The organism is Rhodopirellula sp. MGV (assembly GCF_002251265.1).
Lineage (GTDB): Bacteria > Planctomycetota > Planctomycetia > Pirellulales > Pirellulaceae > Stieleria > Stieleria baltica_A.
Window position 1 is genome coordinate 1 of record NZ_NPDI01000065.1, and the last position, 24785, is coordinate 24785.

Annotated in this window: 17 protein-coding genes, 1 other RNA gene and 1 pseudogene; 7 read left to right on the forward strand and 12 right to left on the reverse strand. The window is 55.1% G+C overall.

Annotated elements, in window-relative coordinates; genetic code table 11:
* Positions 1-128, forward strand: a pseudogene (locus CGZ80_RS27760) (DUF1598 domain-containing protein); the annotation flags it as partial.
* Between the two features lie 368 nt (positions 129-496).
* Here the strand turns inward: CGZ80_RS27760 and CGZ80_RS22265 are convergent.
* Together CGZ80_RS22265 and CGZ80_RS22270 are read right to left on the reverse strand one after the other, a co-directional pair.
* Positions 497-1573 carry an SAM-dependent methyltransferase gene (locus tag CGZ80_RS22265; protein WP_094417895.1) on the reverse strand — a complete coding sequence of 359 codons (1077 nt, stop codon included), beginning with the start codon at positions 1571-1573 and terminating at the stop codon, positions 497-499.
* The gene (locus tag CGZ80_RS22270) at positions 1563-2804 is read right to left on the reverse strand and encodes an amidohydrolase family protein (RefSeq protein WP_409994562.1); all 1242 of its coding nucleotides are present in this window, start codon (positions 2802-2804) and stop codon (positions 1563-1565) included. The genes CGZ80_RS22265 and CGZ80_RS22270 overlap by 11 nt, the downstream gene beginning before the upstream one ends.
* 36 nt (positions 2805-2840) lie before the next feature.
* Here CGZ80_RS22270 and CGZ80_RS22275 point away from each other — a divergent pair, with 36 nt between their 5' ends.
* On the forward strand, positions 2841-5195 hold the full coding sequence (locus CGZ80_RS22275; RefSeq protein WP_158222812.1) for a serine/threonine-protein kinase: 2355 nt from the start codon (positions 2841-2843) through the stop codon (positions 5193-5195).
* Between the two features lie 341 nt (positions 5196-5536).
* Here the strand turns inward: CGZ80_RS22275 and hflC are convergent, their stop codons facing one another.
* Entirely contained in the window at positions 5537-6499 is a 963-nt protein-coding gene (hflC, locus tag CGZ80_RS22280) for a protease modulator HflC (RefSeq protein WP_094417898.1), read from the reverse strand.
* A complete protein-coding gene (hflK, locus tag CGZ80_RS22285) occupies positions 6496-7470 on the reverse strand; it encodes an FtsH protease activity modulator HflK (RefSeq protein ID WP_094417899.1) in 975 nt (324 codons plus the stop codon). Before hflK ends, hflC begins: the two co-directional genes overlap by 4 nt.
* A gap of 360 nt (positions 7471-7830) precedes the next feature.
* Here hflK and ssrA point away from each other — a divergent pair.
* Positions 7831-8204: a transfer-messenger RNA gene (ssrA, locus tag CGZ80_RS22290) on the forward strand.
* A 194-nt stretch (positions 8205-8398) separates the two neighbouring features.
* Here the strand turns inward: ssrA and CGZ80_RS22295 are convergent.
* Complete coding sequence (locus tag CGZ80_RS22295; RefSeq protein WP_233148592.1) at positions 8399-9802, reverse strand: hypothetical protein; 1404 nt, start codon at positions 9800-9802, stop codon at positions 8399-8401.
* 298 nt (positions 9803-10100) lie between these two features.
* Here CGZ80_RS22295 and CGZ80_RS22300 point away from each other — a divergent pair, with 298 nt between their 5' ends.
* On the forward strand, positions 10101-11474 hold the full coding sequence (locus CGZ80_RS22300; protein WP_198953766.1) for a DcaP family trimeric outer membrane transporter: 1374 nt from the start codon (positions 10101-10103) through the stop codon (positions 11472-11474).
* A gap of 15 nt (positions 11475-11489) precedes the next feature.
* On the opposite strand, the gene CGZ80_RS22305 is transcribed toward CGZ80_RS22300, so the two are convergent.
* From CGZ80_RS22305 to CGZ80_RS22315, 3 genes are read right to left on the reverse strand one after another with little or no spacing between them, the layout of a single operon-like run.
* The gene (locus tag CGZ80_RS22305) at positions 11490-12464 is read right to left on the reverse strand and encodes a hypothetical protein (RefSeq protein ID WP_233148593.1); all 975 of its coding nucleotides are present in this window, start codon (positions 12462-12464) and stop codon (positions 11490-11492) included.
* 4 nt (positions 12465-12468) lie between these two features.
* The gene (locus tag CGZ80_RS22310; protein ID WP_143544097.1) at positions 12469-14031 is read right to left on the reverse strand and encodes a mu-protocadherin- cell-suface protein; all 1563 of its coding nucleotides are present in this window, start codon (positions 14029-14031) and stop codon (positions 12469-12471) included.
* Positions 14028-14978: a hypothetical protein gene (locus tag CGZ80_RS22315; protein WP_094417902.1), complete on the reverse strand. Its 951-nt coding sequence runs from the start codon at positions 14976-14978 to the stop codon at positions 14028-14030. The genes CGZ80_RS22310 and CGZ80_RS22315 overlap by 4 nt, the downstream gene beginning before the upstream one ends.
* Before the next feature lie 310 nt (positions 14979-15288).
* Between CGZ80_RS22315 and CGZ80_RS22320 the strand changes: the two genes are divergently transcribed.
* The 3 genes from CGZ80_RS22320 to CGZ80_RS22330 all read left to right on the forward strand — a co-directional run bounded on the left by CGZ80_RS22320 (position 15289) and on the right by CGZ80_RS22330 (position 19430).
* Positions 15289-16533, forward strand: a complete 1245-nt coding sequence (locus tag CGZ80_RS22320) for a carbohydrate porin (protein WP_233148594.1) — start codon at positions 15289-15291, stop codon at positions 16531-16533.
* A 258-nt stretch (positions 16534-16791) separates the two neighbouring features.
* Positions 16792-18363, forward strand: coding sequence for an arylsulfatase (locus CGZ80_RS22325; protein ID WP_094417915.1), 1572 nt, complete (start codon positions 16792-16794; stop codon positions 18361-18363).
* Positions 18364-18437: 74 nt separating this feature from the next.
* Entirely contained in the window at positions 18438-19430 is a 993-nt protein-coding gene (locus CGZ80_RS22330) for an HAD family hydrolase (protein WP_094417904.1), read from the forward strand.
* A 71-nt stretch (positions 19431-19501) separates the two neighbouring features.
* On the opposite strand, the gene CGZ80_RS22335 is transcribed toward CGZ80_RS22330, so the two are convergent.
* From CGZ80_RS22335 to CGZ80_RS22355, 4 genes are all read right to left on the reverse strand, one after another.
* Complete coding sequence (locus CGZ80_RS22335) at positions 19502-21613, reverse strand: DUF4190 domain-containing protein (protein ID WP_158222813.1); 2112 nt, start codon at positions 21611-21613, stop codon at positions 19502-19504.
* An 858-nt stretch (positions 21614-22471) separates the two neighbouring features.
* Positions 22472-22801, reverse strand: coding sequence for a hypothetical protein (locus tag CGZ80_RS22340; protein ID WP_094417906.1), 330 nt, complete (start codon positions 22799-22801; stop codon positions 22472-22474).
* A gap of 570 nt (positions 22802-23371) precedes the next feature.
* Positions 23372-24079, reverse strand: a complete 708-nt coding sequence (locus CGZ80_RS22350) for a pirin family protein (protein WP_094417908.1) — start codon at positions 24077-24079, stop codon at positions 23372-23374.
* A 48-nt stretch (positions 24080-24127) separates the two neighbouring features.
* On the reverse strand, positions 24128-24754 hold the full coding sequence (locus CGZ80_RS22355; RefSeq protein ID WP_094417909.1) for an FMN-dependent NADH-azoreductase: 627 nt from the start codon (positions 24752-24754) through the stop codon (positions 24128-24130).
* Between the last annotated feature and the right edge of the window lie 31 nt (positions 24755-24785).

Here is a 24785-nt window from a genome sequence, read left to right on the forward strand (position 1 = left end):
ACACTCACTTCGCACGCGTGTTGGTCGAGGCGGATTACCGCATGAAGTTGATCGGTATCGGTCTGGAGCGTTTGCCGGTCCCCGTGAAAAGCTATGTTGATCGGGCTAATCCAGCCACCGTCGCTGCTGGAGAATCGAGAATCGCCTAAAGGCTAGACTCCAGCGATCGTGATCCACGTCGCGAGGAGTCCCGGCTTTGGGCTTCGCGATGCTTGGCCCGCTTCCATGAGCCGCATTGGCGATAGCCAGCGGTTAAGTGCTCTTGCCACCTCAGCCGCACCACCGTCGCTGCTCGGGGAATCGAAAATCGCCTAAAGGCTAGACTCCAACGATCGTGATCCACGTCGCGAGGAGTCTTGGCACTATGCTTCGCGATGCTTGGTCCGCTTTCATGAGCCGCATTGGCGATAGCCAGCGGTTAAGTGTTCTTTCCACCTCAGCCGCACCACCATCGCTGCTCGGGAACCGAAAATCGCCTAAAGGTAGACTCCAGCGGTTACTTCGCAGCCTTCAAACGAATCGCCAGGCAGACTTCGCAGCGGTTGCGGGCGAGCTGGCGAACGCGGACATCGACGGGATTCCAGCTTTTGATGCGTTTGAGCCACTGCGGAATTCTGTCAGCGACTTCGTAATCGCCAAGCTTCATCGTCAACAGCAAGCCTTCGATTTCGCAAACGGAATGCTTGACGATGTTCTCGATCGTCACCAACGTCTTTTCTGGCTTCACGTTGGAATCGGCAAGCAACCATTTCACCCCGCGGAACTCTTTGCGTGGCAGGTCACCGGCGCGGGCACGGAGGTGCTTGAACCGAGGGTGCTCGGCAATTCGTGGGTCCATCTCGGCAGGATCGATGCCGATCACCCGCATGCCCAATTCCAACATTCGGCCGCAAGCCCCACCGGGAGCGCTACCGACTTCGACCGCCAAGTCACCGGGCGCAATGTCAAAGCCACTCCACGCGATCGACTCGGCGGCTTTGTAATACGCGCGACTGATCGGTTCGTATTGCGGGTTGATCGGTTGCACGCCGCCGGGCCAACGGGTGTGCCAATCGCTTGCCGTATGCTGACCGATAAACCAATCCGACGGATCGACCAGAACGACGTCCAAACAACGGGCGTCCGGTTCGGCGATCCGATTGGGCGCGTCGCATCGCAACCAAGTGTCGCCCAAACCGTTGAAAATTTCTTGGGCGACGACTTGGCTCACTTCGTCCTGCCCAGGCTCGAAGCCGAACTTGCCGATCGGCAGACGATCGCGCGGCCAAACGTGCAGCTCGTCGAACTGAATGCCACTTGGATATTGCGATTGCAGCAGTTCGATCAACGACTGAACTTGGGCTTGGCCGTCGACGTTGCGAAGGTGTCCGAGCGAATAGGCCGCCGAGCGGACGAAGGTTCCGTGGGGCAGTTTGGACTGGGAATCATTCTTCAGGGTGACGAAACCGGGACGTGAAAACGCGCGGCGCCAGCCTTGTGGTTCGATGTCATGCAACACACGTTTTTCGGCACCGTTGGCACAACAAACCATCGCAAACGATGGTTGTTCGGCGTCGACAGAATCATTCGTCATTCGTTTTGGACCTGTATTTTTGAAGTCGTTCTTCGACTCCGGGAATCAATCGGGCCGCGTTCTTGTAGTACAGCTTTTGCAGCACTTCGTCGGGCAGGCCCACACCATAGATGGTCCACATCCCTTGCGGCGGCGGGATTTTTTCGCTGTAGGGGAAAGACTCGTCCTTGGTTTCAAAGAACCGCCAGTACAACTGAAAACGCAGTTCTGGCCAAGGCCCATCGGTCCCAAACAGGATACGGTCCTGGTATCGGATCAAAAATTCGCGTGCGGTGTAGGGCTGACGGCCAAGTTCGCCGATTCGCGACGCAGGCTCGACCCACAAGTTGGGGTACCGATCGAGCCACTCGCCAACCGTTTTCAAATCTTCGCTGTTGTTGGCAACATGGGCACCGATGAACTGTGTTTTCGGGTGCCGTTCGATGACTCGGTTGCGGGCGTCCAACAATTCTTGGCGAGTGGGAAACTGGTCCCCATGAAAACTCCAGTCCGGATGCCTCGAGAGCTCTTCCCAGCGTTCGTTGTACTTGTCGATCGGGTCGAAAAACGCGGCCGGGTCGGCGGTGTGAATGATCACCGGAATCCCCAGTTCGCCACACTTGTCCCAGATCGGGTCCCAACGCGGGTCGTCGATTTTCATCAGTGTCCCGTCCGGATTCTTGTAGCTCAACCCGAACGCTTTAAACACCTTCAAACCACAGACACCGCGCTCGGCAGCGTCCTGTAATTCCTGGGCGGTGCGTTCGGCAAAGCCCGGTTGATGGCACGGCCACAGGTGCGGCTGATCGGCGGGGGCGTTGCCTTGCCAGTTGACGTTGGCAAAGATGGCGAAGCGATCGCGGTACTTTGTCCACAAATATTCCATGTGTTCGTCAAGCTGCTGGCCCAATTTGCCGTCTAAGGAAACGCACACGGCGATGTCATTGCGGTCCATTAGGCCGACGAAATCATCGAGCGCCTCCCGGCTGTCGCGTAGCCGATAGTGCATGTGAATGTGGGCATCGACGACCGGGTACCTTGCCGACGCCAAAGGATGTTCCTCGACGACAAGTTTTTGTCGGGGACGAAAATCGCGCAACAACAACTCACCCGCATCGCTGGGTGGGTCTTGCGCAAAACACGAATGGACACACAACAACGACAACGTGATCGCAAGCAACGATCGGACGCCATCGGAGAGCTTTCTCGCTACAATACGGTGGGGTTGGTCCGGTACAGGAAGCATTGACACGGCGTCTACCAGCTTGGGATGCGAAAGGGTGGCTCAGTGAACGAAGGAGATTTGACAGAGTTTCAAACCGAAGGCGGTCGCTCGACCAGCAAGAAGCTGTCGATGCAGGCGACCGCCCCCCCGTCGGACGTCCCAGGGTATCGCCTGGAGCGTTTCTTGGGCAGCGGCGCGTTCGGCCAGGTCTGGGTCGGACGAGATTTGAACACCGGTCGGCCGGTCGCGGTGAAGTTTTTCCTGCACCGCGGCGGTGTGAACTGGTCGTTGCTCTCGCACGAAGTCAAAAACCTGGTCCAGCTGTCTGCGGACCGCCATATTGTCCAAGTCTTGGAAGTGGGATGGGACAATGACCCGCCTTATTACGTGATGGAATTGGTCCCCGGCGGTTCGTTGGAGGACGAGCTGAGCGACCGCGGGGCCCTGCCGGTGACCGAAGCGGTGATGCTGTTTCGGAAAATCTGCGTTGGGCTAAACCACAGTCACAACAAAGGCGTGCTGCATTGCGACCTGAAGCCCGCCAACGTGCTGCTCGGTGACGATCATGAACCCCGTTTGGCTGACTTTGGCCAAAGCCGGATGACGCATGACCAAACGCCGTCACTCGGAACGCTGTTTTACATGGCCCCCGAGCAAGCCGACTTGGGATCGACGCCGAGCAGTTCCTGGGACGTGTATGCGGTCGGCGCGATCATGTACCGCATGCTGACCGGCGGACCGCCTTACCGCGACGATTCGATCGTCGAACAACTCGACACCGCCGGTTCGCTTCCCAAACGACTGGAACGGTATCGCGATTCGATTCGCAACGCGACACCGCCGGTGCGTCACATTCAACGCAGCGGTGTCGACCGTGAACTCGCCCGAATCGTCAGCCGCTGTTTGGCCCCCGAGCCCGACAGCCGCTTCGCCAACGTCCAAGAAATCCTCGACCACCTCGACCGTCGTGACGAGTCGCGTGCCAAGCGGCCACTGATGCTGCTTGGCATCCTGGGCCCGTTGCTGTTGCTGATCGTGTCGTGCATCATCGGTGTCCAGACCATCAACACGGCCAAAGAGCAAACGATGGTCGCGCTCAAAGCCGAGGCACGCGAAAGCAACTTGCTGGCCGCACGCTTTGCGGCGCGAACCCTCGAAAGCGAACTGGAACGCTACTTCCGATTATGCCAAGAAGAAATCAATAGCAACGCGTTCCGCGAAAAGCTACGCAGCACACTTGCTGATACCGATTTGCAAAAACGCTTGCAACAAATCGCCGGTGCCGGGACCAGTCAAAACGCAAGCAAGCTGACCCAAGTTCGCGAAAAGTTGCTCGACAACGAAGCCCGTATCGAACTGGATCAATTCTTGCAAAGTCGGCTGGACGATTACATGCCCAGCGTCGATCACCCGCACCGTCCCAAGCTGGCGACGATCTTTTTAACCGATGGCAGCGGAACGATTTTTTCCATTGCCTACGTCAACGCCGTCGCCCGCGAACAAAGTAGTGCCGGACGCAACTATGCGTACCGGACCTATTTTCATGGCGGCAAAAACGACTTACCCAAAACGACAACGATTGCAGATGTCGATGCACTGCGGCACATGCAGATGTCAGCTGCATTCCAATCAACGGCGACGTTTTTGTGGAAGATCGCAATCAGCGCCCCGGTCACTCTATCCGACGACCCGAATGCCAAACCGGACGCCGTCTTTGTCGCCACCATCAACCTTGGTGACATCGAAATCCTGCAAGGCGACGAACAGAAAAACCATGTTGCGGTTTTGGTTGACGCCCGCGATGGCCCAACTCGCGGCACGTTGCTGCAGCACCCTTACATGGACGAACGACAACGTGAAGGCAAGCTAAAAAACGGCGAAGTCTATCGCGTCGATCAGTCAACGATGGACGAATTGTTAACTGGCAAAGACGTCGATTATTCTGACCCAGTTTGCAGTGCCGAAGCGTCGCAGACTTACTCTGGCGGATGGATTGCGGCGATGCAGCCCGTTGCGGTCCCACGGCTGACAATCAATCCAGGTAATTCGGCAGAAACAGGACCTGGCAATCTATCGATCGACGAACAGTCTGACCTTTTGGTCTTGGTTCAGTACCGATTGAACAAGGTCTTCGCGCCAGTCGGTCAGATGACGCAAAGCCTGCTGCGCACTGGCAGCATCGGCGTGGTCGCGCTGTTGTTGGTCAGTGCGATGTTGTGGTTGTTTGTCAGACGGGTTCGCGATGACCGCGTGGTCCGGCGGATTCGTAAAGCGAGCGTGGACGTCGAACCGATGAACGCCCCTTTGACGAATCGTCGTGATTCGACGAAGCGGCAACGCGTCTCAACCGACACGTCCAAGAAAACGCCGATGCCAGATCTGACCGAAACGATCGTGACACCGGACAAATCAGAATAAAAAACCTGCGTTAAACGCTGGAGTCTAGCCTTTAGGCGATTTATGGTTCTCTGCTTGCGGCGGTGATGCCGCGAGCAGAACAAGATCGTTCAACCGCTGGCTATCGCCAATGCGGCTCATGAGAGCGAGCAAGCTCGGGCGCCAGGGCAGGGACTCATTGCTTCGTCCACTACGTTGCTGGAGCCTAGCCTTTAGACGATTCCCCGTTCTCAGCTTGCGGCGATGGTGCCGCGAGCTGAACAAAATCATTCAACCGCTGGCTATCGCCAATGCGGCTTATGAGTGTGAGCAAGCTCGGATGCTAGAGCGGGGACTCATCGCTTCGTCCACTACGGGGGAGATCAATCCTCTGGATTGATGCTCTTGAGGAACTTGAAGATATCGCTATCGGTCGTCAGCACCAAAGTACTGTCGCCACCTAACATTTCTTCATAAGTCTCCATCGTCTTGATGAACTGATAGAACGAGACCGCTTGCTGGTCTTGGTTGTAAGCCGACGCATAGATCTCGGTCGCCTTCGCGTCCGCCTCACCACGAATCTCCTGAACGCGTTTATACGCTTCCGATTCGATCTCCAGCAGATCACGTTCTTTGCGACCGATAATCTTCGCTGCTTCACCAGCACCTTCGCTGCGGAATCGCTCGGCAATCTGCTGACGCTCGCTGATCATACGGGCGTAGATCCGCTGCTGGACATTGTCGTTGTAGTTGATTCGCTTGAAACGAACGTCTAACAACTCGATCCCAAAGTCGACCAGCTTCTCCGCAGACTTTTCAAAGATCTCCTGCTCGATTTTTGCCCGGCCTTTCGTGATCGGATACAGCGTCCCAGCACTGCCCGGGCCATCAATGATCGCGGTGTCCTGCAGTGGAACACGATCCTTTGTCGTCCGAACTAACTCGATCAACTCGTGCTTCGCGATCGCGTTGCGGGTCTCACTTCCCAAAATGTCATCGAGTCGGGACAGAGCACTACGCTCGTCACGCAGACGTAGAAAGTACTGCTTCGCATCGTGAATCCGCCAACGACCGAACGTATCCACAACAATGTAGGTCTTGTCTTTCGTCGGCATTTCATTGGGGCGACCGTCCCATTCCAGAATACGCTTTTCAAACGACGTCGCCTCTTGAATGAACGGCAATTTGAAATGCAAACCGCTATTGGTAATGGGCTCGCCGATCGGTTTACCGAACTGCGTCACGATCACCTGTTCGGTTTCACTGACGGTGTACGAGCAAGAGAACAAGATGAACGCGATAGCCAACGCGAACAATCCGACAAGTGCAATTGGTAGCTGCTTCACCGAACGGCTCCTCCAGTCAATGGCAACAAGGGCAGGATCTGTTTGGCCCCGTCATCGAGAATAATTTTCTTTCCTAGCGACGGCACCACCTGACGCATCGTTTCGATGTAGATCCGCTGCTTGGTGACCTCCGGTGCTTTGACATACTCTTTTAGGACCGCATTGAATCGCGCGACGTCCCCCTCAGCTTCGTTGACTCGCTTCGTCGCATAGCCTTCGGCACCCTGAATTTTTTGCTCCGCTTGCCCACGCGCCCGGGGAACTTCTTTGTTGTATTCACCGTTGGCGACGTTGATCATCTGCTCGCGTTCCTGCTGTGCCTGATTGACCTCGTTGAACGATGGCTGGACTGGTCCCGGCGGGTTGACGTTCTTGAGTTGCACTTGATCGATCGCCAAGCCCAACTCGTATCGGTTGACCAGCTCCTGAAGTTGTGCGAGCGCGTCGACTTCGATCTCTTGCCGGCCAACAGTAATGACCTCATCCACGGTGCGATCACCGACGACCGTTCGCATCACCGACTCGGACAAGTCTCGCAGAGTGCGGCCCGGATCCCGAACCTTGAACAGATACATCTGCGGTTCTTGAATGCGATACTGAATCACCCATTCCACCGATGCAGTATTCAAGTCACCGGTAACCATGTTGCGTTCTTCTTTCTGCTCGCCCGAATACTGCGTTGGGTTGGTCGATCCGGGAGTCCCAAAACCGAACTCCTGCTTCAACTGCCGCTTGATCGGAACGATCTCAACCTTGTCGATTCCAAGCGGAAGCTTAAATCGCAAGCCCGGTTCGGTATTGCCGACATACCGCCCAAAACGCAAAACGACGCCCTGAGATTCGGCCTGGACGGTGTAAAAACTGGTCGATAACAGGAACAAAATGATGATCGCCGGAACCACCCAAACGACATAGGGCCGCAGGTGGTTGAGATCAGGCAACTGGATCCCGTCGGATTCAGGTTGGTTCATGATCGAGTCTGAACTCCGAGAGTTTTAAAAAGTGATTTCTGGGGAAACGTCCCCTCTTGGCATGAAAACATTGGTTTCCGGGCCGATGAATCGGCGAGATTTTTTGCTGGTGCCACCAAAACACAGCTTCATTCATGCTGCGCCCCGCAATGCTGGCACGAACGGCCATCTCGCAAATTCGTCAGAATCGGAGCGTGAACCTCCTTGCCCGCCGAACTGTCGTAGAAGTTTGCTGGGATGCAAAAGGCGAACCACCAGGCTTGCCGAAGCTACCCTGACGCGACATTACCTTGCCATCGCCGAGCTGGCTCGTAGAATGGAGTGGCTGGAAAGAGCGATCTTTCGGGCAACTTTCCGATCGGGGGCGATTTGGATTCGACCGGATGATTGGAAGCGCGTGATTGCGTGTCGTGGTTGATCAGTTGGCCACGTAAAAAGCTGATCATAAATTTAATTGCAGATGAAAATCTAGCACTGGCTGCCTAAGAACAGGCATCCCTGACTGAGGGGGCTCGCCAGAGGCGCCCGACTGTCAGATGTAATTCTGGATCGCCTGCCGTCAAGTTCGAGACGCGGTGGGCTAAATTTTGATTCGAGCTAGCGAGCGACGGAGCCTGTTGGGCAGCGCCGTGGTAAGCGAAATTGGGCCTCGGCCCGAAATAGTCCGACTACACACGTAGACGTCGCCGTGGACGCATCGCGGGACGCGGGTTCAATTCCCGCCGCCTCCATCTAAAAAAGCCAGCTTGCGAATCTCGCACGCTGGCTTTTTTCGTTGGGCTGGGTTTTTCGCAGGGCTGGCTTTTTCGCTAAGGCATGTCGACGCCCGGCCAGCGCACACCCTCACTGCGAAATGACCAATCGAAGCCCCTGCACTCCCAATCACGTTGCGAAGGGTTCCCAACCACGCTGCAAAGGCAAGCAGACGCTAGAACTGGATCTGGTACTTCTCAGTCATCGCGCGTCGTACTTCGGCGGTCATTTTGTCAATCTGACTCAAGGCTCCGCGATAATTCCCGTACGCGTTCCCCCTAGCCATCGCATCGGTGACGCGTTGATAGTCGACACTGCTGTTTGAATTGTAGTAGCCGTATCCATCGTTGTAGTAACCACTGTCCAAGCTCTGTGATGCCTTGACCTTGCCAGCCTGAATGTTGGTCTGCCTGACGCTCAATGCATTTCCACGAAGCAAGGTGGCCACGTCTACTCCAAACTGGATCATCTCCGGATCCACGTTCAAGGTTGGCAGCTCATCAATTTGACGGGCTCGCTTGTCATTCCAGCTAGCCATCGCACCGGTCGTTTGCGACTTGTGATCCCGCGTCCGCTCGACGATCGCATTGACTTCATCGAAGTAATGCTTCGACTGATAAGCAACCTGCTTCTCCTCGCCCCCTTCCAACGTCACCCTTCCGGCGGCGCGTTCCGCTTGGCTTTGCACACTGAAGACGCTCATCAATCCGCTCAATGTCGATTGCGTGATTGGACCTTGAAGCGACAGCGTGTTGTCTTCCACGGCGACTTTCCATGACTTCACCTCAGCAGCTGACAATCCGTTTTTCTCCAGAATCTCAGCAAGCATTTCGGCTGCAATCGGCTTTAAAGATGCCGGTGAGTTTTGGAACTGGAACTTCACGATGCACTGCTGCAAACTTTTCCGTCCAACGATCACACTGACGCCCTGAATCGACGCCAGTACCTTTGCCACGGATTCAGGTGAATTGGACTTTAGCGATTCGATACTCTGCAACCGCGTTGCCAAAGAGACGGGCGACAAGACGTTCCTAAGCTCAATCGCCATCATGAAAGACAAGTACGCCTCAGGCTGATTGGCTTGTGAGTTGAGAAACGGGGTGTACTGGATGTTCATGGTTGGAGTAAGCCAACCGGCCAAGAAAGCACGATCTGTCGGGCGCAGAATCCCCAATCGCTCTGGATGCTCCGTTCCGGGAACGAAATAAGTTTGATGCGGTGCGTGAATCACCTGCTGGCTTTCGACCGTGTCGACGTACCCACCCAACGAATCGGCAAGCCGCTCGGAATCAACAGGGCGTTTCAGGACCGCATAGCCGGCCTCCCATTTCGGCCGCATTTCGGCGAGTTCTAAATCAGCGATGAACCACACCTCATCGACTGTCGAAGTGACCCGACTCGAAAACCCGGCATCCTCCATCAACTTATTTAGTGACGGGACGTTGATGTATCCAATCGCGTTCGCCTTTGCCGGGGAGCGATCCAGCAACAACGAAATCTTCTCTTTCTCTTGCCCAAGACATGGAGCGGTTGAGACCACAAATAAAATCGCCGCATTGATCAAAGTTCGCATTCGCATTTGTACAGTCGCTTCAGCCGTGGTTAAAACAATCTCGCGGAGCAGCAAACAAGAAAGCGCAAGCAATACATCCCTCCGCATAGAGAGCATCAGTATAGCCAGCAATTTAATCATAGCGCCTCGCCTGCGACTGGCTAATCACCGCTCAAAACTGCATTAAACGGCAAAACCATCGATGAAACTGAAGTCCTACCACCTCGTCGGCCGAAATCGCTAAAGTTCTCTGACACTAAAATCTCAGTGTTTCGTCATTTTCAGCGGGCAAATGCTTTCTGACACGAGAGTTTCTCGCCAACTCATGCCGCATTTTCGCCTTTCACGGAACACTGCCTTCGTACTGATCACGGCCGTTGCATTTGCCACGCCGCCCGCGACTACTGCACAAAACACCAGCACGAATTCCTTAACCGATCCTAAACAAATTACGTCATCTGAATCGGCCGCTGAAACCGATCTGCCACTACCGCTTCGCTACCAAGCGGACGGCATTTCCGATGGGGATGTGATGCCCGGCGCGTCTGGGCTTTCCGCTGCTGATTTCCGCACCGCAGATTTTGATGGCGGGCTACTCAAACAGCATGAAAATGACTTCACTGCCGTGCCCGAGTTTTCAGGCGGGATTGTGATTGTCGGCGACAAGGCAGCCATGAAGATCGGGGGCTTCATCAAAGCCGACTTTATTTCGGACTTAGCCCCAATCGAGAGCGAAGACTCCTTCATCACCACTGACATCCCGGTTGGTGTGGCAGACTACCAAAACGCAAGATTTCATGCCAAGCAATCGCGACTGAGCTTTGACACACGTTGGCGCGTCGAGCAAGACATTGCGAGGGCCTTTGTTGAAGCCGACTTCTTCGGTGGTGGTGATGGGGCAAACGGGTCTCTGCGCCTCCGGCATGCGTACGGAACACTTGGACGCTTTACCGCGGGGCAGACATGGACGACTTTCACCGATCCTTCCGCTGTTCCTCAAACGCTCGATTTCGAAGGTGCGGTGTCAAACGTCAATCGCCGCCAAGGGCTCGTTCGATTCGACCAACCGCTGGGGCGTTCAGGTTGGAGTTGGGCGGCATCGCTCGAAGATCCAACGATTGATATCGAAGTACCGACAGGACTTTCGGGCCAGCCGCGGAGCGAGTCCCCCGACTTTATCACGCACCTCCGATGGGAAGGCGAATATGCAGAAACCCAAACAGCTGTTGTCCTGAGAAAACTTGGTTTTCAACAAGCCGGACAGGAAGTGATTACCGGGACTGCCTGGGGTGTGAATACGACCGGATCTTTTCGCTTGACTGATTGCACACGCGTTTATTCCCAACTGACGGTCGGCGAGGGAATCGGAAGCTATCGAGGCTCCCCAGATATTGTGTCTACCGGCCCAAACTCAGCTGCGATCCTGCCGATGTTTGGATGGATGATCGGTTGCAAACAAACTTGGTCCGATCGCCTGACATCAAATCTGACGTTTAGCCAACTGACACTCGACGACATCGCTGGTCAGTCCGCATCAAATCTTCGGCAGACAAAGTACTTAGCCATCAACACGATCTTTAATCCGTACGAACGGGTATTCGCAGGCGCCGAATATCTTTACGGCATGCGCGAGAACCAAGATTCTCGCCAGGCAGACGCGCACCGGATTCAGATTTCATTTGGGTTTTACTTGCCGTAGCAGCCCAACTTGCGGCTAGAAACGGCTTGCTTTTCTCACGCCGATAAGCGAGTAACCCGGATAGTTTGGCAAGACCATCTGTGTTGCCGTTTTACTATCGTTTGCATAAACCATCGTGCTGATCGGACGCCCATACACTCCAGGGTTTGGCTTCAATTGAACCTCCCAAATGGAGGTCAATCCGGTTTGTGCGGCCAACATTGTGAGTTTCAGCATTTCCAGCCGCTGGTATTCGGCTTGCTGCGCAACCGACCGTTGATACTCCATCGCCTCCGACCGAATCAGCAAATCTTCGCGCGACTGGGCCTCACCTTCGCTTTTCTGCCAATCCTGCCAACCAGTCTTCAGAATCTCGAGATCACTGTCGCTGAACATAAAAAATGGAACTGCAATCTGATCACCCGTGCGTAGTTCCATCAACACACCTTCCAACGGATACGTCTTCGGCTGCCCTGACAAAGTGCCCACGAAACGTTTCAGATCTGCTTCGTCTTCCAGCGCGATCCCCTCTATCTTTGACAGGACCTTCAAGACGACAAGCTGGTGCAACGAATCCAATGCCGAAAAGGCTTTTCCGTTGATCGTTACGACGCCGCGCATTTTCGACAGGGTGTAATCTTTTTTTCCATACGCGACGACACGGGCCTGAATCTTCATGCCATCACGTGACGTCCACGTTTGCATTTGGCTGGCATCATCGGGAGACTGGCTTAAGGGCTTCTGGTCACTCACCAATTCTTGAACGACTTGACGATCTTCGCGTGAGAGATCGGCAAGCTCAACAGCGACCAATCGCCCCGATCCTTTTCGCCGCAGGACCGCTGTGGTTTCGTTGGCGGCAATGAAGTCACCGTCAATCGTCACATCGCCATTGGCGATGGTCCAAGTACGAGGCTTTGCGACAGCAGCCGGCAGAGCAGTCGGCAACAGCGAGCAACAGAGAAAGAACAGGACAAGTCGAGCGGATACCATCACGGTGTTCCTAAACATGAGGCTAGATTCCAGGCGTTGGTTCGTCTGAGCTTGGCAAGCGAACCAAAAGGCAATTGTCGTGCGTTTCGGTACCGAAATGAACGAGAACGGAGGCTTCGTCTTGAGTCAAATTGTAGAGACCAGTTTCGACAACAACGCTGTTACTTTCTCCGACACGCAGAGCGACTCGCTGCGTGTCCTTATCGACTCGTCCCTGAATCGCTTGCACTTGGTCAGTGTCTTTGTTGAAAAGAGTCCCCGAAACGATGCCATCTTGATTAATGGCGAGTTGGACAACACGCGAAGGATCCAAATCGTCGGAACTTGTCGCGAATGCGAATGTCCCAAGCGGCATCCACTCGGACTCTTCCGCTTCCTGCGAGGAATCTGGGGCATCCACCGTGGCGAGCAACGCGGCGCTTTCCGCAAACTCCTTCGAATCCGCAATGGGCTGCCCCGAGAGATAAACTTGACTGGATTGGTACGTCACATTCCCGCCACTTCCATAGTCGTAGTAAACCGGTTGAACGGCTGGCGAAGCAACGGATCCCCAATTACACCAACTCACGACGTCGTTGTACGCCGGTGTGCTCCACCAGTACGCGTAGGGATAGTACGTGTACGCATAGATGTAATGCCATCCGCAACATCGGAACCGATGCCGTGCCCACCAATCAGGACGAAAATAGCCAGGCGGTTGATTGTCGTGCCAGCGGTCGCGGATTGCGTCTCCCCAATCCTGAAATCGATCCGGCACCTTGGCCGGAAGTGTGCTGGCGGTGTTTAGCTGGTTGCGCCAACGCTGATTGATCGCGTTGACTTGATGATCCTCAAGGGATACCCATCGAGGCTTATTGCTGATGATGGTATTCGTCCCGATGTTGATATCGCCAACATCGAGATTGACGCGTCGATCGGGAGGAAGACGATTCGCCGGCAATGGTCGGCTGGAAACACGATCGCCGACGCTCGGACGATTCACTGCTCCGGCGTCACGACGTTGATTCAACTCGTCGGCACGGTTTGCCGGAGAAGCCACCGGACGATTCACATTTGGACCAGGCCCCACGGGCGTGTCCAACCCTAAGAAGTCACCTAGGTCTCCGGCTGACGGTCGGCCCGAAGGAAGCTTGCCAAACTCAGGCATTGCCGGACGACTGGCACCAATCGCCGGACGCCCTAGCCGATCTTGCCCAACGTTGCCGCTTGGCCGAACGGAATTGCCAGGACGATTGGTCGCCCCAGAATCACGACTGCCGAGGCTCCCCCTTGCAACAACCGATCCGGATCGAGCTGGCGACAAGCCACTGACGTTCGTGCGATTCCCGCCACCGCCAATTCCTAGGTGCGGAGAACTTGTTTGTGGACGCTGCGTCGGCATTCCGGCATTTCCGCCGAAACCGCCACGCGGAACATTCATGGCAGGTCGAGCACCGCCAAAATTACCGCCAGCGCCGCCAAAGCTCGGTCGCGCGCCGCCGCCACCACGGCCACCGAAACCACCACCTTGCGCAAGCCCCGCCCACGGACACGCGATGAGCAGCACGAATACGCAACAGCTCAATCGACCAAGAGCCCTTTTCATCTGTCGTCTCCAATAGCTTGACCAATTCGCTTCATCGTAATTTCAGCTCCCGAGGGCATTGGCTCGCCCTCGACCTCTCGCGAAATCATTTGCACGACCATTGTGTCCGAATCGACAGGCCGAATCACATACGTCCCAGACGCGGTTCGTCCGTCGCTCATTGTCTGCGTCAACTTTAGACTCCAATGATCCGCTCCGCCGCTCCAGACACCGCCTCCAAAACTGCCGTCGGAGAAGAACATCCATGAACGGACCACGTTGAGCTTTGCGTCAAATCCGATCAACTCATAGGCAAGCGATCCCTCGGTCGCCGGATCAATGATCGTTCGCCGGATAAACTTTCTCCCCGGCAAGTACTCCACCTCGCTTCGCAACTGACGATCAGACATCCCTTCCCACGTTCCCAACAACCATTCCAGCGACTCGATCGCTTGATCTCCAGTCGTTTCGCTGCCCCCGGTCATTGGTTGCTCGGCTATCGAAACGATCGTCCACTGCCCCGCGTCTTTGACCAAGACAACAACAAACGCGGAAGCCTCAGCCGGCATCGCGGCGGATGTCAACTTCGTCACACCGTGCACGACGGCTTTGCCATCGACATCATCGCCGACGTCATGGAACTCCATCCGGTCGATTCGAGCCTGCAACGCCAAGTCCTTCTCCGACTCGACCGCTGCTTTGATGCGATCAATCAATCCTTGAGAGCTGGCAATTTGATCACCAGAAGATTCATCACGATAAGTAACGCTGCGGCTAACAAGCTGATCAATCGATTCCCATTGTCGCTCATTGAAGGCTTGAACGTAGCGTTTCAAATGCTCTCTAACAGACGCTTCCGACTCAGCGTTAACGGGAACTGGTGCAGCTTCCTGCCCAGGCAAGCAACTAACCGACAAAACAAGAAACGTCCACAAGCCAACCGCAAACGTTCGGAGGTACCGTGACATCGACCGTCCCCAAATCAAAGTGAGGTAAACAACACAATCCAAGACTCTTGCCTGATGCCAGAGTTTGCCGAACCGGCATAGCTGGAAACGACCGGCGAGCTTATCAGGAAATCCGCCATACCCCCCAGCAGCAGAGCAGCTTCGAATCCGAAAACTCAAACAGTAAAAGCATTCTTCAAAGCCGTTGCAAAGCCCGGGGTCCGATCCAGTGGCAGCTCGTTCTAACTTTCCGATCTTACGTTACCTGACGTTCTCAACCGGTCTTAGCTGCCTTTTTTTGATTGGATCTTCCTCAACAGTTCTTGCTCAAGTGAACAAGTGTGCGGATGAGGACAAAAGCGTTTGGTGCGATTCCATCACCACACCATGCGACCAACTTGAATGTGATGCCGCGTGCTCTGGCACCCTGCAGGACTCTTGGTACAAGTCGCTTAAGGCCAACTTAGCGACGCGCGGAATCACAACGTCGAACAACCTCACGCAATATTACTTCGGTACGACGAGCGGAGGAACAGAGCAAACCGACCGATACGGCGGACACGGCGACTATCTCGCCAATGTCGACCTCGGCAAGCTGGGGATTCAAGAAGGCTTGTTTATTAAGCTGCGTGCCGAACATCATTTTGGACAATCCATCGGCGAGTCCGCTGGCGTTCTGTTGCCTCCGACACTGCCAACGGAATTGCCCGTTGCTGAAAGTCGTGACCTCTACCTGACGAACGTACTCTTCACGCAATTTTTATCCGAACGATTCGCGATTTACGCTGGTAAACTGGACACGCTCGACGGCGATGCGAATGCGTACGCGAGCGGCAGAGGCATTACGCAGTTTTCTAACGCGGCCTTTATCGCCAACCCGATCGCGCTTCGAACCGTCCCCTACGCTTCGCTCGGGTGTGGCTTTGTGATTGTCGACGGAACCGAGCCGATTTTCAATTTTCTGGTCCTGAACCCAACCGACACCGCAGACACCGATGGCTTTGACGAGCTTTTCAACGACGGTGTGACCGTGTCCGCAGAATGGCGATTTCCCGTCCGCTGGTCCTCAAAACCTGGACATCAGCTGCTTGGCGCCACCTGGAGCAGCCGTGATTACGTGTCGCTCGGGCAAGACCCGCGGATTCTGCTGCCCAACGTGCCAATCGATCGGGCAGAAGGATCCTGGTCGCTCTACTGGAATACCGACCAAGCACTATGGGTTGATTCATGCGATTCGTCACGTCACTTCGGCTACTTTGCCAGGGCAGGAATCGCAGACGATTCGGCAAACCCCATCAACTATTTACTCAGTGCCGGACTTGGTGGATCCAGCCCATGGCGTCAAAAGGACTCGTTTGGGATTGGCTACTATTACAGTGGAACCAGCGATAAAGTAGGCCCGTTTCTAGCAACCGCCTTCGGTCCGATTGGTGATTCCCAGGGTGTCGAAATCTTTTACCGTTCGCAGCTCACTCAATCCATCTCCGTCACCCCGGACTTCCAGTGGCTGAGCCAAGCAAGACGCAACCTCGACGATGCGTACTTACTAGGCGTTCGAATGAACATCGCCTTCTAGACACGGCGACGTCCTTTTCACTCAAGCGATCAACTCGCGAGCGACTGCAAACCTCGCAATAACTATCCATATTTACACGTGCTCATTAGTGCACACAGCTGTCTATGTAACGGTCGTATGAAACTTTATTAATCCGATTGTGTGATCCCACCCGTCCGAACTGTAGTTGATACTATGCTATCAACGAACGGCGGCACCACTTGTCATGCCGGCGCATTCACTGGCAAGCATCCAGACAAACAATTGGGGAATCACAGCATGCTGCAAAAACGCTTTGGTGCGTTGGCGATCTTATTGGCTTTCGCCACGTCAACCTTTTCTTTCGCCCAGGACAAACCCAATATTCTTGTGATTTGGGGCGACGACATTGGGACTTGGAATATCAGTCATAACAACCGTGGAATGATGGGCTACCAAACGCCCAACATCGACCGGATTGCTCGTGAAGGAATCGCATTCACAGACTACTACGGCCAGCAAAGTTGCACCGCAGGTCGGGCCGCATTCATGGGAGGGAACGTTCCGGTCCGCACAGGGATGACGAAGGTCGGCTTGCCCGGAGCAAAAGAGGGCTGGCAAGAGAGCGACGTCACGATCGCGGCAGTGCTGAAAGGCCAAGGTTACTCCACCGGACAATTCGGAAAGAACCACTTCGGCGATCGCGACGAACACCTTCCGACCAACCACGGATTCGACGAGTTCTTCGGCAACCTGTATCACCTCAATGCTGAGGAAGAACCAGAGAACCGAGATTACCCAAGTGATTATGTGCTCCCCAGCGGCAAAACGTTTCGTGAGCAATATGGTCCGCGCGGTGTGCTGAAATGCAAAGCCAACGGCGATGGAACCCAATCGATTGAAAACACCGGTCCGTTGACCAAGAAACGGATGGAAACCATCGACGAAGAAACGGTTGCAGCCGCGAAAGACTTCATCAAACGCAAAAACGACTCTGACAAACCGTTCTTCTGCTGGTGGAACGCGACACGCATGCACTTCCGCACGCACGTCAAAGAAGAGAACAAAGGACTGTCAGGCAAAGACGGCGACGAATATCACGACGGCATGGTCGAGCATGACGGTCACGTTGGCGAGATTCTGGACCTACTCGATGAACTTGGCATTGCCGAAAACACCATCGTGTTCTACTCGACGGACAACGGCCCGCACTACAACACTTGGCCCGATGCCGGCACCACTCCGTTCCGTAGTGAAAAGAACAGCAACTGGGAAGGTGCTTACCGCGTCCCCGCTTTCGTTCGTTGGCCAGCGAAGTTCCAGAAAGGCGTCACGCTAAACGGCATCGTCGCTCACGAAGATTGGCTGCCGACTTTCGCCGCTGCTGCGGGTGAGCCCAAGATCACTGAAAAGCTAAAAGAAGGCACGGAACTGATTGGCCGCAAGTATCGCAATTACATCGACGGCCACAACATGATGGACTATCTCTCTGGAAAGACAGACGAATCACCCCGGAAAGAATTCATGTACGTCAACGATGACGGAAAAGTCGTTGCCTTGCGACTGGGTCCATGGAAGGGCGTGTTTATGGAAAACCGGGGACAAGCATTTGGAGTCTGGCGTGAGCCTTTCACCGAACTTCGTGTCCCACTGTTGTTCAATCTACGCCGCGACCCATTTGAAAAGGCACAGCACAACAGCAACACCTACAACGATTGGTTCCTGGACCGCGCTTACGTGTTGATCCCGATGCAGCAGTACGCTGCTCAGTTCCTGCAAACGATGGTTGAGTACCCGCCTAGCCAGACTCCTGGGTCGTTCAACCTGGAAAAGGTGATCGAGCAGATCAAGAATGCCAACAAAGGCAGCTGACCACTAAACCAGAGACCGCCGGCAGTAACGTGCCGGCGGTCTTTCTTTTTCTCGACCAAGTAACGGCAGCAGCTATGAACATTCGCCTTTTGATTTCCACCCTTTGCATCTTTGCTTTATCGACTCTCTGTTCTTCATGGTCTCTTGCCCAGGATCCACTGCCCTCGTGGAACGATGGGAAAACGAAACAAGCAATTCTCAGCTTTGTCGAGCGAGTCACCGACGAGAGCTCCACGGACTTTGTACCGCCCGCTGAACGCATCGCAACGTTTGACAATGACGGGACGCTGTGGAGCGAAAAGCCTGCCTACTTTCAATTGCTCTTCATCGTCGACCGTGTGAAATCACTGTCGGCCGAGCATCCAGAGTGGCAACACACCGAACCGTTCGCTTCGATCCTGAAAGGTGACCTTCATTCCGTCGCCGCATCCGGAAAACCTGGCCTGATGAAACTGTTCGCTGCAACCCATGCCGGGATGACAGTTGACGAATTTTCGGAGACCGTCACGACATGGCTCGAAACATCACGTCACCCAAGTTCAGGAAAGCGGTATGACGAGATGATCTACCAACCAATGCTAGAACTGCTCTCGTACCTTCGGGCAAATGGATTCAAGACCTACATCGTCTCTGGCGGCGGCATCGAATTCATGCGCCCCTGGGCATACGCAGCTTATGGCATCCCTCCAGAACAGGTTGTCGGGAGCAGTTTGAAATTAAAGTACGAAGTGCGCGATGGGACTCCGGTACTGGTCAAACTGCCCGAAGTCGACCTCATCGACGACAAGGAAGGAAAGCCTGTTGGAATCCAAAGCCACATCGGAAGACGCCCAATTTTTGCAGGCGGAAACTCCGACGGAGACTACCAGATGATGCAGTGGACGACGGCGGGCGAAGGCTCCCGCTTTGCACTCCTGGTTCATCACACGGATGCCGATCGCGAGTGGGCTTATGACAAAGACTCTGCCATTGGCAAGCTCGACAAGGGACTTCAAGACGCCGCGGCACAAGGATGGACCGTTGTCGACATGAAGGCCGACTGGAAAACGATTTACCCTTGGGAATAAGCCGGTGATTCTGTCCGCGTTTTCCAGCGGATGTGTGAGCACTGCTGAGTGGACGACTTCGTTCGGTCGCTTCACTCGCCAATCTCAAACACGCGAATCGACTGGCCTGCAGACGAAGGGACAATCGCAATCTTCCTTCCGTCGGAGGTAAACGCTGTCGTCTTGATATGCTGAATCGACTCGCAATCCAGCACCGCCAACTGGTCACCTGTCGTTCGATCCCAGACCGTCACTTGCCCCCGCCCGCCAACGAATAACCAGGGTCGCGTTGGGTGAAACACGATGTGGTACGAAGTCAATTCCAAGGGATAGCGACGGATTTCGGATCCCGTCTCGGTCTCGAACTCGACAACTTCGCGGCTCGATGAAACAGCCACCGATTGCCCATCCGTCGAAAACGTGGCGGAATTCACAGATCGCAGCCCCAGCCCAATCGTTTTGAGGATCTCTCCCGAACCGAGTGAGAACGACAACAACTCGCGGCCATCGGTTGCAAACGCTTGACTGCCTTTGATTGGCAAATAGCCCCCAAGGACCTCTCGATCAAATCCTTGCAGGACTCGTGGTTCGGCCGAACGACCATCAAATGGTTGCCACGCGAGCTTGCCCTTCTTGGCCCCGGCAAGCAAGAAAGAATAGGTCGGACTTGGCATCACCATCTCGACGCTGCTGCCATGGTCAAAAAGAGGCTCGAAATCACCGAGTTTGCCTTGACCATCAATCGGCATCACTCCTGTCAAACCACCGTAACCACCCAAGAGGACTCGATTCCCATTTGCCGACCGAGCCACTGCATTGATCACGCCTAAATCATCAAGCCGATCGGAGACGGAAATGGCCGCCCCGGAAGCGACGTCATACACAGTAACGATCTGATCAATTCGCCCGACGACTAGCCACCTTCCGTCTCCAAAGAAAGCCATGTCGTTGATCGTCCATCCCTTTGCCTCGATCAAGCCGACCTGCCGCACATCGATTCTATTTTCAAATTCGTTTGCGGGACGCTGTGGCGACTGACGGGTTCGAGGTTGCAGTGACTTCGCAGGGAGACTTGCGACACGCGGTTCTTGCATTGCGGTCGGCTGGGCCGGTACCAAATCCGATGGAGGAGCCGCAGGCATTTGCACAGACGGACGGGAATCCACGGCAACTGGCAACTGATCATTATCGGGAGATGGTGGCACGACATCTGAAACAGCAGCGATAGCAGACGGATCCAGAGTACTTTGCGGTGCATCGGGAAAGAATGCCAACAGGCTTTCTTTCTTTTCCTTCTGCGGCTCAACCAACTCTTCCCCATCGCCGGGATAACGACCGACCAAGATATCGCCATAAAGTAGCTGCCCTCGCATCGCGACGGCAAGCGAATCCCCTTTGCTAAGAACGCCATCCGTTTCAGCGATCGCAATCAACCAAGCGATTTTCGAGAGCACATCACGCGACTCGCCCTTGTAGTCGCCGTACTGCGGAACATGCACAAGGAGCAGACACGAGCCAGCGTGCAACTCGCAATATGTCAGAAACTCGCCGTTGGTGAAATCAAAGATGCCAGACTTGCTGCCACCAGTAAACGCCTTCTCGCTAGCCACCTTGATACTGTTGGCAAACTCTTGAGCGATTGCTTTGGCCTCGGACGTGTTGCCTCGGCCCGCATCTTTATCTTGCTTGCTGAAGACCTCCGACTCGGCGAAACGTAATCGGCCAGCAGGTGAATTCTCGTCGGGCTCGGCACTTGCAACCTTCTCGCCGTTCCGCCCCAGAGCGTTCGATGGCTCAAGGTTGCGGACATGAATGAACAGCGCCACGGTAAGAATGAACGCGATATAACCGAGTGTCAGTCCGGCGCGGGCACGCTTGATGCCGCTGTTACCTGACTCCGACCGTTTGATCATGGCGACGGCGACGTGGCCACAAATGATCGCGATCACAGACGTTACGAAGCTGCTGAAACACGCCACGATCAGCGGAAGAGACACCAGACCGAAGACGAAACTGGCAATTGCCAACGAAGGCGCCGCACGCTTTTGGGCCCCTATCGTGGCGTTGCCGCCCGATCGAACCGCGACCTGGCCCAGATCAAACTCGGTTCCACACTGGCGACAGACAACGGTTTCTTTCACCGTCGAGATTGGGATCACGGGGACAAAGAATAGCGTGAACCAAGTCCGGCGAGACGAATGCATGCAGGGCTGCGAACTGCCACAAAACAGACAGTCGAAAGCCCCGGCGGCTTCTACAGTGCTACGGGTGCGCCAGCCAAAAATCAGCATCAAAGCGGTCCAATCGATCAAAAGGCAAAACGCCCATGATAATCGAATCGCTGGAGTCTAGCCTTTAGGCGATTTTCGGCGCTCGGCCAGCTAAGCAAAAACACACAACCGCTGGCTATCGCCAATGCGGCTGATGAAACCTGCTCGTCACCCAACGTCACGACTTTGGACGGCAATGCGAATCAATCGATTTCAAACACATGGTTACCGGCCAGGCCGTTGGCCCTACTGTTTTTGGGTTGGGCATCTCCCAGGCCCTTCGGACCTGGCTAGGTAACCTACCGGGGCTTCGCCCCTAAAACGAACGAGCGTCACACGCCCCCTCAACGCGATCTTTTGATCACTCCCGCTGGAGTCTAGCCTTTAGGCGATTTTCGGCGCTCGGCCAGCCTAAGCAAAAACACACAACCGCTGGCTATCGCCAATGCGGCTGATGAAACCTGCTCGTCACCCACCGTCACGATTTTGGACGGCGATGCGAATCAATCGATTTCAAACACGTGGTTACCGGCCGGGCCGTTGGCCCTACTGTTTTTGGGTTGGGCATCTCCCAGGCCCTGCGGACCAGGCTAGGTAACCTGCGGGGCTTCGCCCCTAAAACGAACGAGCGTCACACGCCCCCTCAACGCGATCTTTTGATCGCTCCCGCTGGAGTCTAGCCTTTAGGCGATTTTTGGCCCTCAGCCAGCCCAAACAAAACACACAACCGCTGGCTATCGCCAATGCGGCTGATGAAACCGAGCCTTCAGGCGATGCACGAAAGCAATCGCGTTACGATGTGACTGCTTGCAAACGATCTGAGCCTGACCACACCTCTGCGGAAGCGGGCGAGGCAATCAACTCACGCAACTCGTCAACACATCTACCGGCATCGGGCCCGTACAGTGTCCCACCGAGAACCTGCCCGTTCGTGTCGTCAATCACCAAGCGATAACTGGGGCTCGTTGCCGCAGCATCGTTCGGAAAACGTTGCTCTGACGCGTCATCCCAGTCACGCCATACGCCTTGGCGGACGCGAATGGTAATGCCTTGGCGTTCGGCCACCGTGTCCGGCATTCCGACGCTAATGCAACGCCAATCAAGGATAAATGTGTCGCTCATCAGTCACTCCCTTTGTTCGGTTGGTTGATCCAATCCGGCAGCAGCTACGTGCACGCCGGATGGTTGAATTCGGCAAGACGACTTACGCATGAGACGATTCGCGAACCACACACACTGCACGCGATCTGTCCGCTGGCGTGCAAATGCTGAGGTTGATTCGAAGAGGTGCCGCGCGAGCACAACGAAGAATTCTGTTTGCGCGATCGCTTCATTATTGATCTATTGCCTGGGCCTATTCCAGCATGTTTTTATTGCTTTAGGCAAAACAAAACAATCACGGAATTGATGCCACTCGTGATTTTTTTGACGACTGTAGTGATGACGGTCTCTAGACAGATGACAGTGCATGTCATTGCCACCAGCAACCGGGTGACAATGGTGCAGCGAGTTGCACAAACGCGAACCCAGGCAACAACCCATTCACCGCAAACCGCAAAGTCACCCACACCCAGCGAACAGGCTGCCGCAACGGAAAACTGCGGGCCAATGACGGCGCGGGTGCCCCGCCAACAAAGCGACGGCGAACCGGCGTGTGACCACCCGGTGCCCCGCCGCACACCGCCGACCGCTTCAAGCCAAATCGAACAGCATCACTTCGGCGGAACCAGCTTGGCCTGCTGCTTGCAACTCCAACGCGGCAACGTCGCTGATCGCGATCGCGTCGCCTTGATGAAGCGATTCACCGTTGGCGGAAATGTCACCTCGCAGCACTTGCAACCAACCATGGCGGTCAGGAGCAAAGGAATATTGCACTGTCGCGTCGCCATCCAACTCCGCAAGATAGATCGCGACGTCTTGGTGGATCAGCAGCGACTCGTCGCGACCGTTTCGCGAAGCAACGAGTTGAAACCGGTTTTTCCTGCCCTGAGGGTCGAACGCCTTCTGTTCATAGCCGGGCTCCAAACCGTCACGCTCGGGAAACAGCCAGATCTGGTACAGATGCGCCTGCTCGTCTGCTGACGGATTGAATTCACTGTGCGTGATCCCCGTCCCCGCGGTGATCCGCTGGAACTCGCCCGGTCGCAGGACTTCACCGTTTCCCATCGAATCACGGTGCTGGAGCGCACCTTCGAGAACATAGGTAACGATTTCCATGTTCTCGTGCGGGTGCGTCCCGAAGCCTTTGCCCGCGGCGATGTAATCCTCGTTCATCACCCGCAACGATCGGAAGCCCATGTGACTGGGATCGTAGTAGCCGGAGAAAGAAAACGAGTACTGCGTTTTCAGCCAACCGTGGTCGGCACTGCCGCGTTCATTCGCACGTCGTAAGGTAATCATTGATGTCTCCTTGATCGATGACTCGCGATCAAATCAAGCTGTCACAAATCAAATCTTTGCTGCCAACTCTCGAGCCTGCTCTGCCGCGGCCGCCTCAACGCTCGCAACAGCATCAGGGGCCCCCAACGTCGGTTCGACCAGAATCGACTGGACGTCAGTAAAACCCAAAAATCCCAGCACCAAATCCATGTAGCCTTTCTGCAGATCCATCGCTTTCGCTTGTTCGTTTCCGTAGGCACCGCCTCGCGAATAAATCACGGTGATCGGTTTCCCGGTGACAAGTCCCGTGTATCCGGTTGCCGGGTCGAAGGTAAACGTTTGCCCCGGCTGGGCGATCAAGTCGATGTAGTGTTTCAATTTGTACGGGATGCCGAAGTTCCACATTGGCAAACTGATCACGTACTTGTCAGCAGATTTGAATTCCTCGCACAAATCCACGATCGTCTGCCAAGCGTCGCGTTGTGGGTCGGTGAACTCCTGACCGTGCATCACTTGATACTTCGCATCGAGGGCAAAGTCGTTGAATTCGGGCAGCGTTCTGTCCCATAGATCCAACGTGACGATTTCGTCATCAGGATGACTGTCACGATAGGCGTCGAGGAATACATTTGCGGTGGAGATCGATTTGGAGCGTTTTTTGCGTGGCGATGACTCGATAGACAGCAACTTGGCCATAGTGGGTTCCTTGGATGCAAAGGTGAAGTGG